The following is a 20,104-nucleotide window of genomic DNA, read 5'->3' on the forward strand; positions in this document are numbered from 1 at the left end:
AAGTTTTATTGATACCAATTTATTTATATTGAATTGGTTATTTGGTTGTGTGTTGCCGCCCCTGTGGTGATGCATGATCGTTTAGCTGGTTTCGAATTTAGTGCATGCGTTGCTCACCATTTTCCGGTGGTTGCGTGTGTGTCTGTTTAGTTATTAACGGAGAGTTTGATCCTGGCTCAGGATGAACGCTGGCGGCGTGCTTAACACATGCAAGTCGAACGATGAACCCCGCTTGCGGGGGGATTAGTGGCGAACGGGTGAGTAACACGTGAGTAACCTGCCCTTAACTCTGGGATAAGCCTTGGAAACGGGGTCTAATACTGGATATTGACTTTTCCTCGCATGGGGATTGGTTGAAAGATTTATTGGTTTTGGATGGACTCGCGGCCTATCAGCTTGTTGGTGAGGTAATGGCTCACCAAGGCGACGACGGGTAGCCGGCCTGAGAGGGTGACCGGCCACACTGGGACTGAGACACGGCCCAGACTCCTACGGGAGGCAGCAGTGGGGAATATTGCACAATGGGCGAAAGCCTGATGCAGCGACGCCGCGTGAGGGATGACGGCCTTCGGGTTGTAAACCTCTTTCAGTAGGGAACAAGGCCAGACGTTGTCTGGTTGAGGGTACTTGCAGAAGAAGCGCCGGCTAACTACGTGCCAGCAGCCGCGGTAATACGTAGGGCGCAAGCGTTATCCGGAATTATTGGGCGTAAAGAGCTCGTAGGCGGTTTGTCGCGTCTGCCGTGAAAGTCCGGGGCTCAACCCCGGATCTGCGGTGGGTACGGGCAGACTAGAGTGATGTAGGGGAGACTGGAATTCCTGGTGTAGCGGTGAAATGCGCAGATATCAGGAGGAACACCGATGGCGAAGGCAGGTCTCTGGGCATTAACTGACGCTGAGGAGCGAAAGCATGGGGAGCGAACAGGATTAGATACCCTGGTAGTCCATGCCGTAAACGTTGGGCACTAGGTGTGGGGGACATTCCACGTTTTCCGCGCCGTAGCTAACGCATTAAGTGCCCCGCCTGGGGAGTACGGCCGCAAGGCTAAAACTCAAAGGAATTGACGGGGGCCCGCACAAGCGGCGGAGCATGCGGATTAATTCGATGCAACGCGAAGAACCTTACCAAGGCTTGACATGAACCGGAAATACCTGGAAACAGGTGCCCCGCTTGCGGTCGGTTTACAGGTGGTGCATGGTTGTCGTCAGCTCGTGTCGTGAGATGTTGGGTTAAGTCCCGCAACGAGCGCAACCCTCGTTCTATGTTGCCAGCACGTGATGGTGGGGACTCATAGGAGACTGCCGGGGTCAACTCGGAGGAAGGTGAGGACGACGTCAAATCATCATGCCCCTTATGTCTTGGGCTTCACGCATGCTACAATGGCCGGTACAATGGGTTGCGATACTGTGAGGTGGAGCTAATCCCAAAAAGCCGGTCTCAGTTCGGATTGGGGTCTGCAACTCGACCCCATGAAGTCGGAGTCGCTAGTAATCGCAGATCAGCAACGCTGCGGTGAATACGTTCCCGGGCCTTGTACACACCGCCCGTCAAGTCACGAAAGTTGGTAACACCCGAAGCCGGTGGCCTAACCCCCTTGTGGGGAGGGAGCTGTCGAAGGTGGGACTGGCGATTGGGACTAAGTCGTAACAAGGTAGCCGTACCGGAAGGTGCGGCTGGATCACCTCCTTTCTAAGGAGCACCAATCACCAACACAACCCCGCATGGGTGTTGAGCGTTGCGTGGTAGGAGAATAGTACGTAGCGGGAACGAAAGTTTCCCGGCGTGCTGCTCAAGGGTGGAATATCAATAAAATAGGTGCCTGCCGGCACGGGCCAATCTGAATCGAGTACAACAACCTTTTGGGGTTGTGGGGAAAAGTTCATCAAGGATTGGTGTGTTCTGGTGGGTGGTGTTTGGCACACTGTTGGGTCCTGAAACAACAACGGGTCATCGATTTCCTTCGTGGGGATCGTCGATCGTTGTTGATTTCTGGTTTCCCTCACATAACTGAACCGGTCACTGGGTGACACACATTTTTGTGTGTCTGGTGGTTGGGGAACGTGTGTGAAGGGGTTGTTGTTTGAGAACTACATAGTGAACGCGAGCATCTTTTATAAGAAAGCAATTTCTTTGAGAATATGAAATAAAACCTGGATCTGACACCACCTTTTGGGGTGGTGCTGGTTTCCATGGTTTTCTCGATAATCAAAAATCATGATGCACCCGCTTTGGTGTGGTGTGTTGTGTTTGACTGCATGTGTGTGGTCAAGTTTTTAAGGGCGCACGGTGGATGCCTTGGCATTAGGAGCCGAAGAAGGACGTAGGAATCTGCGATAAGCCTCGGGGAGTTGATAACCAAACTTTGATCCGAGGGTGTCCGAATGGGGGAACCCCGCCACCGGTTGCAAGACCAGGTGGTGACCCGCATCTGAATATATAGGATGTGTGGAGGGAACGTGGGGAAGTGAAACATCTCAGTACCCACAGGAAGAGAAAACAATAGTGATTCCGTTAGTAGTGGCGAGCGAACGCGGATCAGGCTAAACCGTGTCATGTGTGATAGCCGGCGGGCGTTGCATGGTGCGGGGTTGTGGGACTTACCGATCTAGTTCTGCCGGACTAGGAAGGGGAATGGTGCATGTATAGGTGAACGGTTTTGAATGGCCGACCGTAGAGGGTGAGAGTCCCGTAACTGAAATGCAGTGCACTCCCTGGTGAGTATCCCAAGTAGCACGGGGCCCGAGAAATCCCGTGTGAATCTGTCAGGACCACCTGATAAGCCTAAATACTACCTAATGACCGATAGCGGACAAGTACCGTGAGGGAAAGGTGAAAAGTACCCCGGGAGGGGAGTGAAATAGTACCTGAAACCGTGTGCTTACAATCCGTCAGAGCAAGCGTGCATCCTTTGGGGTGTAGTTGTTCTTGTGATGGCGTGCCTTTTGAAGAATGAGCCTGCGAGTTAGTGTTACGTCGCGAGGTTAACCCGTGTGGGGAAGCCGTAGCGAAAGCGAGTCTGAATAGGGCGAGTGTAGTGGCGTGATCTAGACCCGAAGCGAAGTGATCTACCCATGGCCAGGTTGAAGCGCGTGTAAGAGCGCGTGGAGGACCGAACCCACTTCAGTTGAAAATGGAGGGGATGAGCTGTGGGTAGGGGTGAAAGGCCAATCAAACTTCGTGATAGCTGGTTCTCCCCGAAATGCATTTAGGTGCAGCGTTGCGTGTTTCTTACTGGAGGTAGAGCTACTGGATGGCTAATGGGCCCTACAAGGTTACTGACGTCAGCCAAACTCCGAATGCCGGTAAGTCAGAGCGTAGCAGTGAGACTGTGGGGGATAAGCTTCATAGTCGAGAGGGAAACAGCCCAGACCACCAACTAAGGCCCCTAAGCGTGTGCTAAGTGGGAAAGGATGTGGGATTGCTTAGACAACCAGGAGGTTGGCTTAGAAGCAGCCATCCTTAAAAGAGTGCGTAATAGCTCACTGGTCAAGTGATTCCGCGCCGACAATGTAGCGGGGCTCAAGTACACCGCCGAAGTTGTGGATTTCAAACATTGCCCTAGCCAAAGCTTGCTTTGGTTCAGGGGTTTGGAGTGGTAGGGGAGCGTCGTGTGGGCATTGAAGCTGCAGTGTGAACTAGCAGTGGAGCCCACACGAGTGAGAATGCAGGCATGAGTAGCGAAAGACGGGTGAGAAACCCGTCCGCCGAATGATCAAGGGTTCCAGGGTCAAGCTAATCTGCCCTGGGTAAGTCGGGACCTAAGGCGAGGCCGACAGGCGTAGTCGATGGACAACGGGTTGATATTCCCGTACCGGTGAAGAACCGCCCCTATTGAACCGGTGATACTAACCACCCAAACCACCACTGCGTGTCCTTCGGGACCAGGGTGTGTGGGGAGCGTGGGACCTGAACCGGGGAGGTAAACGTATTAACAGGTGTGACGCAGGAAGGTAGCCGAGCCGGGCGATGGTAGTCCCGGTCTAAGGATGTAGGAAACACGATAGGCAAATCCGTTGTGTTGTCTTTGATGACGATTCTGAGATCTGATGGGACCCCCGTACGGGGGAATTCGGTGATCCTATGCTGCCTAGAAAAGCATCGACGTGAGGTTCCAACCGCCCGTACCCCAAACCGACACAGGTGATCAGGTAGAGAATACTAAGGCGATCGAGAGAATTATGGTTAAGGAACTCGGCAAAATGCCCCCGTAACTTCGGGAGAAGGGGGGCCTGCCCCGTGAAGGAACCTAGCGTTCCGTGAGCGGGTGTGGGCCGCAGAGACCAGGGGGAAGCGACTGTTTACTAAAAACACAGGTCCGTGCGAAGTCGCAAGACGATGTATACGGACTGACTCCTGCCCGGTGCTGGAAGGTTAAGAGGACCGGTTAGCACACTTGTGTGCGAAGCTGAGAATTTAAGCCCCAGTAAACGGCGGTGGTAACTATAACCATCCTAAGGTAGCGAAATTCCTTGTCGGGTAAGTTCCGACCTGCACGAATGGAGTAACGACTTCCCCGCTGTCTCAACCATAAACTCGGCGAAATTGCAGTACGAGTAAAGATGCTCGTTACGCGCAGCAGGACGGAAAGACCCCGAGACCTTTACTATAGTTTGGTATTGGTGTTCGGAGTGGCTTGTGTAGGATAGGTGGGAGACTGTGAAACCGCAACGCTAGTTGTGGTGGAGTCATCGTTGAAATACCACTCTGGTCACTTTGGACATCTAACTTCGGCCCGTAATCCGGGTCAGGGACAGTGCCTGATGGGTAGTTTAACTGGGGCGGTTGCCTCCTAAAAAGTAACGGAGGCGCCCAAAGGTTCCCTCAGCCTGGTTGGCAATCAGGTTTCGAGTGTAAGTGCACAAGGGAGCTTGACTGTGAGAGGGACACCTCGAGCAGGGACGAAAGTCGGGACTAGTGATCCGGCGGCACATTGTGGAATGGCCGTCGCTCAACGGATAAAAGGTACCTCGGGGATAACAGGCTGATCTTGCCCAAGAGTCCATATCGACGGCATGGTTTGGCACCTCGATGTCGGCTCGTCGCATCCTGGGGCTGGAGTAGGTCCCAAGGGTTGGGCTGTTCGCCCATTAAAGCGGTACGCGAGCTGGGTTTAGAACGTCGTGAGACAGTTCGGTCCCTATCCGCTGCGCGCGCAGGAAATTTGAGAAGGGCTGTCCTTAGTACGAGAGGACCGGGACGGACGAACCTCTGGTGTGTCAGTTGTACTGCCAAGTGCATCGCTGATTAGCTACGTTCGGATGGGATAACCGCTGAAAGCATCTAAGCGGGAAGCCCGCTTCAAGATGAGATTTCCATACACAGTCATGTGTGAGAGGCCCCCAGCTAGACCACTGGGTTGATAGGCCGGACGTGGAAGCGAGGACTAAAGACTCGTGAAGCTGACCGGTACTAATAGGCCGATAACTTACACCACACACACTCTTATAAACTAAAAAGACTGCTCGCGTTCACTATGTGGTTCCCAAACAACAAACCCACCCGTTTGTTAATGGAAACCAAACCACGGATCAACACCTGTGATAACCCCCACCCCACAGTGGCGGGACACCCACAGAAACATCCCGTATAATAAAATACTGTTGTTCATCACAGAACACCCAACAAGCCACCCAACCAATCACTTGGTCCCGGGGAACGAGTTACGGTGGTCATAGCGTGGGGGAAACGCCCGGTCCCATTCCGAACCCGGAAGCTAAGACCCACAGCGCCGATGGTACTGCATTCGAGAGGATGTGGGAGAGTAGGACACCGCCGGACAACACATAAAAACAGGTCGAGGCCCCACACCACCAGGTGCGGGGCCTCCCTGCATTAACAACCCAACCCACCACACCACCACCAAACACCACCCCCTACCCTCACGGCCACCCCACCCGGTGGCCACAGCTGTTTAACCCACCAGAACGCTCCCTCACGTTCCGGGCCATATCGACGGATCCTCCCTCACGTTCCGAAGCCACCGATCCACCGAAACGACAGGGTACGGAAACGACCGGGTACGGAAACGTCCGGGGACGGAAACGTCCGGGGACGGAAATGACCGGGCCCCGAAACCATGGCCACCCCACCCAGTGGCCGTCCTTGTTTAACAACCCAGTGTTGAGTAGCCCAGCCCTGATCACCGTGCGGGGTGGTTCCTGACAGCGCATCAGATGTCACTCGTTCCTTGTTGGTGTTAGGGGCATTGATGGAGGTAACTTCCTGGATCACGTCAGTGATGACCTGGGGCGGGGATCTGCTGGTTCCGGGCCGGCCGGGTGGAGGCCATGGTTGGGTGTGTGGTGCCGTTGGTCGGCACCGTCGTCCCGCCGGTGTGTTCTTCCCTGCCGGCGCCCTGGAGTCACCGCGCCGTCGGTGTGGCAGGGTCGCAGTGCCCGGCCAGGGATGTTGGAGACCGGGGCCAGGTGGTGTTCACTCAACCCTGCGATGCCGCGAAGTCGCGATGGTGTGCTGGTGCGGATTGCCGGGGCCGGCTGCGCCGGGCACCAACTGGTGCTTGTCGCACTTTTTTTGATGTGGTGGTGCCGGTCCCGGGCATTGACGGGGATGCCGTGGAAGCGGCCCACCTCCAGATCCTCGCGGCAGCCAGGCAGCCAGGGAGCTTGATGGCAGGGAAGTTCGACGGCGCCGTGGTGGTAGGGAAATGAGATGGCGTGATGGCGTTGTCGGTTGGTGGGGTGGACGCTGGCTGTTGAGGGGGTTCGGGGTGTGGTGCTGGGCACAGTATCGGGTGGTGGGTGGCCTGATGGGTGGCCGGGCGGGGGTGCCCGGGCCGTGGGTGGGGTGGTGTTCCGGGCCGTTACCCCGGGCTTTTCCGGGGAGTTTCCGCGGGGTTTCGGGGCGCCAGGGTGTGGTGGTGGGTGTCACAGGGTGTGGAGTTGGTGTTGGCGGGTAAAGGTGTGTATTGTTTTTCGAGTTGCCCCGCTTGATGCGGGAGCGGCGGACTCCCTGGTATTTGAGCCGGTATTTTTGCCGGTTGTTCTGCCGTGTGTTGAGGGATGTGGATCGGGTTTGACCGGGTTTGCATTGCTGAATGTTTGGGGGTAAGATTGAAAAGTTGCCTCGGCACTGATCGCCAGAACTCAATAGTGTGCCAAGTTTTATTGATACCAATTTATTTATATTGAATTGGTTATTTGGTTGTGTGTTGCCGCCCCTGTGGTGATGCATGATCGTTTAGCTGGTTTCGAATTTAGTGCATGCGTTGCTCACCATTTTCCGGTGGTTTCGTGTGTGTCTGTTTAGTTATTAACGGAGAGTTTGATCCTGGCTCAGGATGAACGCTGGCGGCGTGCTTAACACATGCAAGTCGAACGATGAACCCCGCTTGCGGGGGGATTAGTGGCGAACGGGTGAGTAACACGTGAGTAACCTGCCCTTAACTCTGGGATAAGCCTTGGAAACGGGGTCTAATACTGGATATTGACTTTTCCTCGCATGGGGATTGGTTGAAAGATTTATTGGTTTTGGATGGACTCGCGGCCTATCAGCTTGTTGGTGAGGTAATGGCTCACCAAGGCGACGACGGGTAGCCGGCCTGAGAGGGTGACCGGCCACACTGGGACTGAGACACGGCCCAGACTCCTACGGGAGGCAGCAGTGGGGAATATTGCACAATGGGCGAAAGCCTGATGCAGCGACGCCGCGTGAGGGATGACGGCCTTCGGGTTGTAAACCTCTTTCAGTAGGGAACAAGGCCAGACGTTGTCTGGTTGAGGGTACTTGCAGAAGAAGCGCCGGCTAACTACGTGCCAGCAGCCGCGGTAATACGTAGGGCGCAAGCGTTATCCGGAATTATTGGGCGTAAAGAGCTCGTAGGCGGTTTGTCGCGTCTGCCGTGAAAGTCCGGGGCTCAACCCCGGATCTGCGGTGGGTACGGGCAGACTAGAGTGATGTAGGGGAGACTGGAATTCCTGGTGTAGCGGTGAAATGCGCAGATATCAGGAGGAACACCGATGGCGAAGGCAGGTCTCTGGGCATTAACTGACGCTGAGGAGCGAAAGCATGGGGAGCGAACAGGATTAGATACCCTGGTAGTCCATGCCGTAAACGTTGGGCACTAGGTGTGGGGGACATTCCACGTTTTCCGCGCCGTAGCTAACGCATTAAGTGCCCCGCCTGGGGAGTACGGCCGCAAGGCTAAAACTCAAAGGAATTGACGGGGGCCCGCACAAGCGGCGGAGCATGCGGATTAATTCGATGCAACGCGAAGAACCTTACCAAGGCTTGACATGAACCGGAAATACCTGGAAACAGGTGCCCCGCTTGCGGTCGGTTTACAGGTGGTGCATGGTTGTCGTCAGCTCGTGTCGTGAGATGTTGGGTTAAGTCCCGCAACGAGCGCAACCCTCGTTCTATGTTGCCAGCACGTGATGGTGGGGACTCATAGGAGACTGCCGGGGTCAACTCGGAGGAAGGTGAGGACGACGTCAAATCATCATGCCCCTTATGTCTTGGGCTTCACGCATGCTACAATGGCCGGTACAATGGGTTGCGATACTGTGAGGTGGAGCTAATCCCAAAAAGCCGGTCTCAGTTCGGATTGGGGTCTGCAACTCGACCCCATGAAGTCGGAGTCGCTAGTAATCGCAGATCAGCAACGCTGCGGTGAATACGTTCCCGGGCCTTGTACACACCGCCCGTCAAGTCACGAAAGTTGGTAACACCCGAAGCCGGTGGCCTAACCCCCTTGTGGGGAGGGAGCTGTCGAAGGTGGGACTGGCGATTGGGACTAAGTCGTAACAAGGTAGCCGTACCGGAAGGTGCGGCTGGATCACCTCCTTTCTAAGGAGCACCAATCACCAACACAACCCCGCATGGGTGTTGAGCGTTGCGTGGTAGGAGAATAGTACGTAGCGGGAACGAAAGTTTCCCGGCGTGCTGCTCAAGGGTGGAATATCAATAAAATAGGTGCCTGCCGGCACGGGCCAATCTGAATCGAGTACAACAACCTTTTGGGGTTGTGGGGAAAAGTTCATCAAGGATTGGTGTGTTCTGGTGGGTGGTGTTTGGCACACTGTTGGGTCCTGAAACAACAACGGGTCATCGATTTCCTTCGTGGGGATCGTCGATCGTTGTTGATTTCTGGTTTCCCTCACATAACTGAACCGGTCACTGGGTGACACACATTTTTGTGTGTCTGGTGGTTGGGGAACGTGTGTGAAGGGGTTGTTGTTTGAGAACTACATAGTGAACGCGAGCATCTTTTATAAGAAAGCAATTTCTTTGAGAATATGAAATAAAACCTGGATCTGACACCACCTTTTGGGGTGGTGCTGGTTTCCATGGTTTTCTCGATAATCAAAAATCATGATGCACCCGCTTTGGTGTGGTGTGTTGTGTTTGACTGCATGTGTGTGGTCAAGTTTTTAAGGGCGCACGGTGGATGCCTTGGCATTAGGAGCCGAAGAAGGACGTAGGAATCTGCGATAAGCCTCGGGGAGTTGATAACCAAACTTTGATCCGAGGGTGTCCGAATGGGGGAACCCCGCCACCGGTTGCAAGACCAGGTGGTGACCCGCATCTGAATATATAGGATGTGTGGAGGGAACGTGGGGAAGTGAAACATCTCAGTACCCACAGGAAGAGAAAACAATAGTGATTCCGTTAGTAGTGGCGAGCGAACGCGGATCAGGCTAAACCGTGTCATGTGTGATAGCCGGCGGGCGTTGCATGGTGCGGGGTTGTGGGACTTACCGATCTAGTTCTGCCGGACTAGGAAGGGGAATGGTGCATGTATAGGTGAACGGTTTTGAATGGCCGACCGTAGAGGGTGAGAGTCCCGTAACTGAAATGCAGTGCACTCCCTGGTGAGTATCCCAAGTAGCACGGGGCCCGAGAAATCCCGTGTGAATCTGTCAGGACCACCTGATAAGCCTAAATACTACCTAATGACCGATAGCGGACAAGTACCGTGAGGGAAAGGTGAAAAGTACCCCGGGAGGGGAGTGAAATAGTACCTGAAACCGTGTGCTTACAATCCGTCAGAGCAAGCGTGCATCCTTTGGGGTGTAGTTGTTCTTGTGATGGCGTGCCTTTTGAAGAATGAGCCTGCGAGTTAGTGTTACGTCGCGAGGTTAACCCGTGTGGGGAAGCCGTAGCGAAAGCGAGTCTGAATAGGGCGAGTGTAGTGGCGTGATCTAGACCCGAAGCGAAGTGATCTACCCATGGCCAGGTTGAAGCGCGTGTAAGAGCGCGTGGAGGACCGAACCCACTTCAGTTGAAAATGGAGGGGATGAGCTGTGGGTAGGGGTGAAAGGCCAATCAAACTTCGTGATAGCTGGTTCTCCCCGAAATGCATTTAGGTGCAGCGTTGCGTGTTTCTTACTGGAGGTAGAGCTACTGGATGGCTAATGGGCCCTACAAGGTTACTGACGTCAGCCAAACTCCGAATGCCGGTAAGTCAGAGCGTAGCAGTGAGACTGTGGGGGATAAGCTTCATAGTCGAGAGGGAAACAGCCCAGACCACCAACTAAGGCCCCTAAGCGTGTGCTAAGTGGGAAAGGATGTGGGATTGCTTAGACAACCAGGAGGTTGGCTTAGAAGCAGCCATCCTTAAAAGAGTGCGTAATAGCTCACTGGTCAAGTGATTCCGCGCCGACAATGTAGCGGGGCTCAAGTACACCGCCGAAGTTGTGGATTTCAAACATTGCCCTAGCCAAAGCTTGCTTTGGTTCAGGGGTTTGGAGTGGTAGGGGAGCGTCGTGTGGGCATTGAAGCTGCAGTGTGAACTAGCAGTGGAGCCCACACGAGTGAGAATGCAGGCATGAGTAGCGAAAGACGGGTGAGAAACCCGTCCGCCGAATGATCAAGGGTTCCAGGGTCAAGCTAATCTGCCCTGGGTAAGTCGGGACCTAAGGCGAGGCCGACAGGCGTAGTCGATGGACAACGGGTTGATATTCCCGTACCGGTGAAGAACCGCCCCTATTGAACCGGTGATACTAACCACCCAAACCACCACTGCGTGTCCTTCGGGACCAGGGTGTGTGGGGAGCGTGGGACCTGAACCGGGGAGGTAAACGTATTAACAGGTGTGACGCAGGAAGGTAGCCGAGCCGGGCGATGGTAGTCCCGGTCTAAGGATGTAGGAAACACGATAGGCAAATCCGTTGTGTTGTCTTTGATGACGATTCTGAGATCTGATGGGACCCCCGTACGGGGGAATTCGGTGATCCTATGCTGCCTAGAAAAGCATCGACGTGAGGTTCCAACCGCCCGTACCCCAAACCGACACAGGTGATCAGGTAGAGAATACTAAGGCGATCGAGAGAATTATGGTTAAGGAACTCGGCAAAATGCCCCCGTAACTTCGGGAGAAGGGGGGCCTGCCCCGTGAAGGAACCTAGCGTTCCGTGAGCGGGTGTGGGCCGCAGAGACCAGGGGGAAGCGACTGTTTACTAAAAACACAGGTCCGTGCGAAGTCGCAAGACGATGTATACGGACTGACTCCTGCCCGGTGCTGGAAGGTTAAGAGGACCGGTTAGCACACTTGTGTGCGAAGCTGAGAATTTAAGCCCCAGTAAACGGCGGTGGTAACTATAACCATCCTAAGGTAGCGAAATTCCTTGTCGGGTAAGTTCCGACCTGCACGAATGGAGTAACGACTTCCCCGCTGTCTCAACCATAAACTCGGCGAAATTGCAGTACGAGTAAAGATGCTCGTTACGCGCAGCAGGACGGAAAGACCCCGAGACCTTTACTATAGTTTGGTATTGGTGTTCGGAGTGGCTTGTGTAGGATAGGTGGGAGACTGTGAAACCGCAACGCTAGTTGTGGTGGAGTCATCGTTGAAATACCACTCTGGTCACTTTGGACATCTAACTTCGGCCCGTAATCCGGGTCAGGGACAGTGCCTGATGGGTAGTTTAACTGGGGCGGTTGCCTCCTAAAAAGTAACGGAGGCGCCCAAAGGTTCCCTCAGCCTGGTTGGCAATCAGGTTTCGAGTGTAAGTGCACAAGGGAGCTTGACTGTGAGAGGGACACCTCGAGCAGGGACGAAAGTCGGGACTAGTGATCCGGCGGCACATTGTGGAATGGCCGTCGCTCAACGGATAAAAGGTACCTCGGGGATAACAGGCTGATCTTGCCCAAGAGTCCATATCGACGGCATGGTTTGGCACCTCGATGTCGGCTCGTCGCATCCTGGGGCTGGAGTAGGTCCCAAGGGTTGGGCTGTTCGCCCATTAAAGCGGTACGCGAGCTGGGTTTAGAACGTCGTGAGACAGTTCGGTCCCTATCCGCTGCGCGCGCAGGAAATTTGAGAAGGGCTGTCCTTAGTACGAGAGGACCGGGACGGACGAACCTCTGGTGTGTCAGTTGTAAAACTGCCAAGTGCATCGCTGATTAGCTACGTTCGGATGGGATAACCGCTGAAAGCATCTAAGCGGGAAGCCCGCTTCAAGATGAGATTTCCATACACAGTCATGTGTGAGAGGCCCCCAGCTAGACCACTGGGTTGATAGGCCGGACGTGGAAGCGAGGACTAAAGACTCGTGAAGCTGACCGGTACTAATAGGCCGATAACTTACACCACACACACTCTTATAACTAAAAAGACTGCTCGCGTTCACTATGTGGTTCCCAAACAACAAACCCACCCGTTTGTTAATGGAAACCAAACCACGGATCAACACCTGTGATAACCCCCACCCCACAGTGGCGGGACACCCACAGAAACATCCCGTATAATAAAATACTGTTGTTCATCACAGAACACCCAACAAGCCACCCAACCAATCACTTGGTCCCGGGGAACGAGTTACGGTGGTCATAGCGTGGGGGAAACGCCCGGTCCCATTCCGAACCCGGAAGCTAAGACCCACAGCGCCGATGGTACTGCATTCGAGAGGATGTGGGAGAGTAGGACACCGCCGGACAACACATAAAACAGGGTCGAGGCCCCACACCACCAGGTGGGGGGGCCTCCCTGCATTAAACACACCACCACCCACACCACCAAACACCACCCCCTACCCTCACGGCCACCCCACCCGGTGGCCACACCACTTTAACACCCACCCCACACGACGACGGCACCCACCCAGGCACCGCCGTCGCACATCACCAACCACAACCCCCAGGGCTACACCGCCGGAGGCACAGCAGTGCTCGAACGCACCACAAGCTTCGTAGGGGTACTCCTCCGCAACCGGAACATGCTGAACGCCGTCACTAGGCAACTGCTGCTCAGCGGCATCTCCGACTTCATCCCCGCCCTCGGCCTGGGCAGCCAGCTGGGCCTGATCAGGGTCTACCTCGGCGGTGCGCTCGGCGTGAACACCTACCTCACGTACGGCTTCTTCAATACGATTCCGCAGTCCCTGGATGAGGCGGCCAAGAGCGACGGCGCCTCCCACCTGCAGATCTTCTTCGGGATCATCCTGCGCCTGGTGACACCCATCCTGGCCGTGGTGGCGCTGCTGTCGTTCATCTCCATTTCCAGCGAGTTCGTCATTACCTCCGTTGTGCCGACGGATCCGGACACGCAGACCCTGGCCGTGGGGCTGTATTCCTTCGTTGCTGAAACCCGGTCCCAGAACTGGGGCATCTTCTCCGCCGGCGCCGTTTTGGCCGCAGTGCCTGTCATGGCACTGTTCCTGTTCCTTCAGCGGTACATTGTCAGTGGATTGGTTCAAGGCGGGATGAAGGGGTAAACATGGCAGTCAATCAACCGCATCACGATGGTTCAGTTCTTCATGTTGGAAGCACGACGGCGGCACTCGGCGAACGCTGCAGGCTGCGGTTGCGCGTGCCTCAAGACTGGGGGACCGCCACGAAGGTTTGGGTGCGCAGCGTGCAGGATGCCGAGCCGCGCTACGACGAGGCAGCCGTAATTGGTACCGCGGACGGCTGGGTGTGGTGGGAGGCGAGCATGCTCCACATCAACCCGGTGGCGCTGTACAGGTTTGTCATCGAGGTGCCCGGCAGCGCCGAAGCCGGCACCGAGGCGGATGGGCCCAGCTATTGGCACCTGAACAACGCCGGCCTGCACAATCGCGACACCTCCGACTACAACGACTTCCGGGTCACCACGGCCAAGGCGGCGCCGCAGTGGTCCCGTGACGCGGTCATGTACCAGGTGTTCCCCGACCGGTTTGCCCGCTCGGCGCAGGCTGCCGATCGACCCACCCCAGAATGGGGAGTGGCCTGCGACTGGGACACCCCGGTGCAGGGCAGCGGCCCGGACGTGGCCCGCCAGTTCTACGGCGGGGACCTGGACGGCGTCACCGAAAAACTGGACGAACTGGCGGCCTTGGGTGCGGACATTGTCTACCTGACCCCCTTCTTCCCCGCCCGCTCCAACCACCGCTATGACGCCTCGACGTTCCACGAGGTGGATCCGTTGCTGGGCGGCGACGAGGCGCTGGTCCGGCTGGTTGAGGCGGCCCACAAACGCGGCATGAAGGTCATGGGCGACCTCACCTCCAACCACACCGGCGACGCCCACGAGTGGTTCAAGCGCGCCCAGGCTGATCCAGATTCCGTCGAGGCCGGCTTCTTCTACTTCAACACGGACCATACGGACTATGAGTCCTGGTGGGGTGTGCAGTCGCTGCCGAAGCTGAACTGGGCGTCCGAGGCGTTGCGGGAGGCTTTTGTCACCGGCGAGGATTCCGTGGTGGCGCATTGGCTCAAGCCCCCGTTCAACCTTGACGGTTGGCGGATCGATGTCGGCAACATGACGGGGCGGCTCGGCGCGCAGGACATCAACAAAGACGTCGCCGCGCTCATCCAGCAGCGCATTCTTGAGATCAACCCGGATGCGCTGCTACTGGGCGAGGAGACCTCGGACGCCGGTGCCGACGTGGACGGTTTTGGTTGGCAGGGCGCCATGACGTACTCAAACTTCACGCGGCCCTTGTGGCAGTGGCTGGGCGATCCGAAGGCGTCTGTCGACTTTTTCGGCACCCCGCTGCCGGGACCGCCCAAGGTGGCGGCCGACGTCGTGCTTGCCACCCATCGCGATCTCTCCAGCGCCTTCAGCTGGCCTGTGCGCAACGCGACCATGAACGCCCTGAATACCCACGACACGGCGCGCGCAGCCAGCGTCATGATTCCCGGCGGTCCCGTGGTGGCGGCGGCGCTGTCCATGCTGTTGCCGGGCATTGCCGTTATTTTTGCCGGCGACGAGTTTGGGCTGGAGGGCTGGAACGGTGAGGCGTCGCGCACGCCGATCCCGTGGGATGAGCCAGCCCGGGTGGTCACGGACCTGCGCCCCACCTACGCGGCCCTGACCGCGCTGCGCCACGGGAGCCCGGCCATTCACGGCGGTATGCGCTGGCTGATGGCCGACGGCGATGTGCTGGCTTTTGTGCGCGAGTCCGCCGAGGAGACTCTGCTGGTTATTGCCACGCGGGCGCCAGCCCAGTTTTCGCTGGCGGACCTGGGCCTGGCGGACGGCGCGCTGTCGGCGGATCCCGCCTTCCGCGTTGGATCCGTTGCCAGTACGACGACGGAGCTCACCCTGGACGGTCCCGGCGTCTTTGTATGGCGCCTGCCTGGGGTGACGGCTCCCGCCTGGTAGGTCCGCGGGCCCCAGCGGCCCTTTCTCAAATCGAGTCCGCAGTTGTTGGACGTGGAAAACGCTGTCCGGGCATTATTGGTCCAACAACTGCAAACTCGATGACTGGAACGGGGATATGGCGGACGGGGCACCACCACCCGTCGGCCAAGGACTGACACCTTGCGCCTGGCCTCCTTCTCCTGTCCTCTTTCTCCTAGACTGGAAGCTGCATCTGTGGCATGGACGGAAGGGTCGGCGGGAATATGGCGGTACAGGAGTTGGGGTTGAACACAGAGTTCATGGCGTTGTTGAGGCAAGACCTGCGGGTTGACCAGATCAGCGTTGCTGGCGCGGATTTGCAGACCTTTGCCATCGACCAGGGGCCCGTGACTGACTATCAGTTGCCGTTGGCTGTGGTGTGGGCTGAATCGGTGGCTCAGGTACAGACTGTGGTGCGTGCTGCCGCAGCGCACAATGTTCCGCTCGTGACACGCGGGGCCGGCACCGGAGTCTCGGGCGGTGCACATGCGACCGCCGGTTCCGTGGTCCTTAATTTAACTCGTATGAACCAAATCCTTGAGATCAACCCTGCCGATGAGATTGCACGGGTGGAACCCGGCGTCATCAACGGAGACCTCAACACGGCCGTGGCCGAACACGGTCTGATGTTCGCCCCGGATCCGGCCAGTTTCAAGATCTCCACCATTGGTGGCAATATCGCCACGAACGCCGGTGGGCTGCGCTGTGCCAAGTACGGCGTCACCCGTGACGCGGTGTTGTCGCTGGATGTGGTGTTGGCCGACGGCTCGTTGATCCACACGGGGCACAGGACGTTCAAGGGCGTGGCCGGGTACGACCTCACCAGCTTGTTCGTGGGTTCCGAAGGGACGCTCGGCATTGTTGTCGGGGCCACGGTGCGGTTGAAGTACCTGCCCACGATCGTGCGCACCCTGGCAGTCTTCTTCCCCTCCGTGCAGCAGGCGGCCGCCGGCGTGCTCGCGCTGGGGGCTGCCCGGGTGCAGCCGTGCATTCTTGAACTGCTGGACGGGCCGTCACTGAAGGAATTGGACCGCCGCAACGGCAGCACCCTCTCCCAGCGGGGAACGGCACTGCTGCTGATCCAGTTTGACGGGTTGGCGGCCGCAGCGGAGGAGGCGGTGGCCGCCGTCGAACTTGAAAAGCTGGGCGGCACGGTCAGCCGCGAGGATCCCGCCGAGGCGCAGCGGCTCGTTGACCTGCGGCGCAACAACCGCGGCCTGGACGTCGACGCCGAAAACCGGGTGGGGGAGGACGTCGCCGTGCCCCGTTCCCAGCTGGTTCACTACATCACCGCGCTTGAGGAGATGGCTGTGCGGCACGGTGTGGACCTGGCGGTCATCGCGCACGCCGGCGATGGCAACCTGCACCCCACTTTCTCCGTGCCGACGTTTGAGCCGGCCGGCATCGCAGCCCTGAACGCCGCGCTGGATGAATCCATCGACAAGGCGCTCGAGCTCGGCGGCACCATCACTGGCGAACACGGCGTCGGCCAGTACAAGCTGCGCTGGCTGCCGCTGGAACAAGCCGAGCCGGTGCTCCAGATTCAGCGGAACATCAAGGCATTGTTCGACCCGCAGGGCATTCTGAACCCGGGCAAGGCCATCCCCTCCGCCATCTAAACGCTCGCTCACTAGAGGGGCGTTTCTCGCCGACGCTCGCTCACATATGGGGGTTTTTGTCCGAACCCTCGCTCACTCACATGACAGGACGCTCGTTGAGGCGAGTGGTCCCCATATTTGAGGTGCAGGAGCGTTGGGGGAAAGTGCCCCGTATGTGAGCGAGCGTTGGGGGGAAAGTGCCCCGTATGTGAGCGAGCGTTGGTAGGTGGGGTTAGTCTTCGAAGGCGGCGTCGGGGACTACTCCGCTTTCCAGCATCTTGATGGTGTCCGTGTCCGTGCTGAGCATGATGGCGTCCTCGTCCCGGCGGTAGCGCAGGATGGTGTCCACGTAGGACTGCACGGCCTCGGCCAGGGGGACGTTGCGTTCCTCATCCTTGGACTTGTACCAGCGGTGTTCCAACACCTCGTGGACCACCTCGGCCGGTTCCAGTTTCCCGCCGAGCTCGCGCGGGATGGAACGCACAATGGGCTCGAAGATGGAACTGACCCATTCGTGGGCGCTGATTTCCTCGTCCTTGTCCGGGGCGACGTCGTTGCGGAAGGAGTCCATGTCGTTGAGCAGGCGCCGGGCCTGGTTTTCCTGGGCGTCCAGGCCTGTCAGGCGCAGCAGGCGGCGCTGGTGGTGCCCGGCGTCGACCACCTTGGGCTGAAGCTGGATGGTGGAGCCGTCGGGGGTGGTCTTAATGGCGTACTCCTCCACGTCAAAGCCCAGCTCGTTCAGGCGGCGGATGCGGGCACCCACACGCCAGCGGTCCTCCAGCTCGAACGATTCCTTCTCGGTCAGCTCGGCCCAGAGACGGCGGTAGCTTTCCATGATGAGCTCGCTGGTGGCGACGGGGTCAACCTTTTCCTCGATGAGCCCGCCCTCGAGGAGGTCCATGAGTTCGCCGGCAATGTTGACGCGGGCGATCTCGAGATCGTACTCGCGCTGGCCTGTGGAGAGGTCCGGGTACAACTCGCCGGTCTCGGCATCCACGAGGTAGGCGGCGAAGGCGCCGGCGTCGCGGCGGAAGAGCGTGTTGGAGAGGGAGACATCGCCCCAGTAGAAGCCCACCAGGTGCAGGCGGACCAGCAGCAGCGCCTGCGCATCGATCAGGCGGGTGAGGGTGTCGCGGCGCAGCTTCTGCGAGAACAAGGCGCGGTAGGGCAGGGAGAACTTCAGGTGCCGGGTGACAAGCACGGGGTCCAGCGGGGCGCCGTCGGGGGTGGTCCGCCCCGTGATGACGGCGACCGGCTCAACACAGGGGACATCGAGCCGGGCCAGCTTGCGCAGCATGTGGTATTCGTGGCGGGCTACGTGCTCGGACGTTTCCTTGATGGCGATGACGGAACCGTCGAGGTGGGCGAAGCGCACCACGTGGCGCGAAATGCCGCGGGGCAGGGCGGCAAGGTTCGCCGCGGGCCACTCCTCAAGTTTGATGTGCCAGGGCAGGTCCAGCAGACCGGGATCGGCAGCGGCCGCGGTGATGTTCAAGGACCCCATCACGGATGCCGGTGCGGGCGCCTCCCGCGGCAGTTTGCCGATCTGCTCAAAGTCGGTGGGTTCGTTGTTCCACTTGGCGCCTGGTTGTTCAGTCATAGCTAGATTCTCTCTTAAAAGGTGAAGCGCGGCCGCCTGCTGGAAATATCCAACAGGCAGCCGCGCCTTACAACTAGTCAGTCACCGGGACTCGACGACCTTAGTCGCGGACGATCGACTTGTCGCCCAAGCGTGCGCCTGAGGTGGCGTCGAAGAGGTGGACGTGGCCGACCTGCGGGCGGACGTGGATGGTGTCGCCCTTCATTGGTGGGCGGCGGCCGTCGACGCGGAGAACCATGTCGCGCTCGTTGCCGTCGATGATGGAGTGGCCGTAAACGTAAGCATCGGCACCCAGCTCTTCTACGACGTCGGCCTCAATAGCCAAGCCTTCGCCGGCGCCGACGATTTCGAGGTCTTCGGGACGAACACCAACGGTGACCGTGTTGCCTGCAGCCTCGCCGAGAACGGCGGAAGGTACGGGGTAAATTGATCCACCGAACTTCACACCGCCGTCAACAACGGGCAGTTCCAGCAGGTTCATGGCGGGGGAGCCGATGAAGCCGGCAACGAACACGTTCTGCGGGGCGTCGTACAGGTTGCGGGGGGTGTCAACCTGCATGAGCAGGCCGTCCTTGAGGACTGCAACGCGGTCACCCATGGTCATGGCCTCAACCTGGTCGTGTGTCACGTAAACGGTGGTGACGCCCAGGCGGCGGGTCAGGGATGCGATCTGGGTGCGGGTCTGCACACGCAGCTTGGCGTCCAAGTTGGAGAGGGGCTCATCCATGAGGAACACCTGCGGGTTACGCACGATGGCGCGGCCCATGGCAACACGCTGACGCTGACCACCGGAGAGAGCCTTCGGCTTGCGGTCCAGGTATGCCTCGAGGTCCAGGAGCTTGGCGGCTTCCAAGACGCGCTTGGCGCGCTCGTCCTTGGAGATGCCGGCGATCTTCAGGGCGAAGCCCATATTGTCGGCAACGGACATGTGCGGGTACAGCGCGTAGTTCTGGAAGACCATGGCGATGTCGCGGTCCTTCGGCGGAACGTCTGTGACGTCGCGGTCGCCGATCAGGATGCGGCCGGCGTTGACATCTTCCAGGCCGGCGAGCATGCGCAGTGAGGTTGACTTACCGCAACCTGAGGGGCCGACCAATACGAGGAACTCGCCATCGGCGATGTCAATGTTGAGCTTGTCAACGGCGGGCTTGGTGGTGCCCGGGTAAATGCGGGTTGCGTTGTCAAAAGTTACTGTAGCCACAGTAATAAATCCCTTCATCGGCAGGTACGTGCCGAACGATCCGTTGTGAATGGTTGTTTAACGCATCGATCCGCAAACCACCAGGGCAGTTTGTGGGCCGACATATGAAGTATGACACATCTTGGCCATGGTCCGCGTCACGT

At 58.0% G+C, this 20,104-nt stretch carries 4 protein-coding genes, 6 rRNA genes and 1 pseudogene; 9 read left to right on the forward strand and 2 right to left on the reverse strand.

What is annotated here, in order from left to right:
- Window positions 1-153 precede the first annotated feature (153 nt).
- From art_RS15775 to art_RS15815, 9 genes and pseudogenes are all read left to right on the forward strand, one after another.
- Window positions 154-1,689, forward strand: a 16S ribosomal RNA gene (locus tag art_RS15775).
- A gap of 574 nt (window positions 1,690-2,263) precedes the next feature.
- Window positions 2,264-5,434 (forward strand): 23S ribosomal RNA (locus art_RS15780).
- A gap of 227 nt (window positions 5,435-5,661) precedes the next feature.
- A 5S ribosomal RNA gene (gene rrf / locus art_RS15785) occupies window positions 5,662-5,778 on the forward strand.
- Window positions 5,779-7,269: 1,491 nt separating this feature from the next.
- Window positions 7,270-8,805: ribosomal RNA gene (locus art_RS15790) — 16S ribosomal RNA — on the forward strand.
- Between the two features lie 574 nt (window positions 8,806-9,379).
- A 23S ribosomal RNA gene (locus tag art_RS15795) occupies window positions 9,380-12,553 on the forward strand.
- Between the two features lie 226 nt (window positions 12,554-12,779).
- Window positions 12,780-12,896, forward strand: a 5S ribosomal RNA gene (gene rrf / locus art_RS15800).
- The 16S, 23S and 5S rRNA genes sit together here, the layout of an rRNA operon.
- A gap of 303 nt (window positions 12,897-13,199) precedes the next feature.
- A pseudogene (locus tag art_RS15805) lies at window positions 13,200-13,673 on the forward strand (ABC transporter permease subunit); the annotation flags it as partial.
- Window positions 13,674-13,675: 2 nt separating this feature from the next.
- Window positions 13,676-15,544 (forward strand): glycoside hydrolase family 13 protein, encoded by a 1,869-nt coding sequence (locus tag art_RS15810; protein ID WP_038466335.1) that lies wholly within the window; start codon window positions 13,676-13,678, stop codon window positions 15,542-15,544.
- A 278-nt stretch (window positions 15,545-15,822) separates the two neighbouring features.
- Window positions 15,823-17,181 (forward strand): FAD-binding oxidoreductase, encoded by a 1,359-nt coding sequence (locus art_RS15815; RefSeq protein WP_038470558.1) that lies wholly within the window; start codon window positions 15,823-15,825, stop codon window positions 17,179-17,181.
- Window positions 17,182-17,392: 211 nt separating this feature from the next.
- Here art_RS15815 and art_RS15820 read toward each other — a convergent pair whose 3' ends face one another.
- Entirely contained in the window at window positions 17,393-18,760 is a 1,368-nt protein-coding gene (locus art_RS15820) for a DUF4032 domain-containing protein (protein WP_052136645.1), read from the reverse strand.
- A gap of 100 nt (window positions 18,761-18,860) precedes the next feature.
- Entirely contained in the window at window positions 18,861-19,961 is a 1,101-nt protein-coding gene (locus art_RS15825) for an ABC transporter ATP-binding protein (protein ID WP_038466337.1), read from the reverse strand.
- Window positions 19,962-20,104: the final 143 nt, after the last annotated feature.

The organism is Arthrobacter sp. PAMC 25486, assembly GCF_000785535.1.
In the GTDB taxonomy this organism is placed as follows: Bacteria; Actinomycetota; Actinomycetes; order Actinomycetales; family Micrococcaceae; genus Specibacter.

Excerpts from the sequence above, each read along its gene's own strand:
- art_RS15810 (WP_038466335.1), top strand. The coding sequence starts at position 13,676 with ATGGCAGTCAATCAACCGCATCACGATGGTTCAGTTCTTCATGTTGGA.
- art_RS15815 (WP_038470558.1), top strand. The coding sequence starts at position 15,823 with ATGGCGTTGTTGAGGCAAGACCTGCGGGTTGACCAGATCAGCGTTGCT.
- art_RS15820 (WP_052136645.1), bottom strand. The coding sequence starts at position 18,760 with ATGACTGAACAACCAGGCGCCAAGTGGAACAACGAACCCACCGACTTT.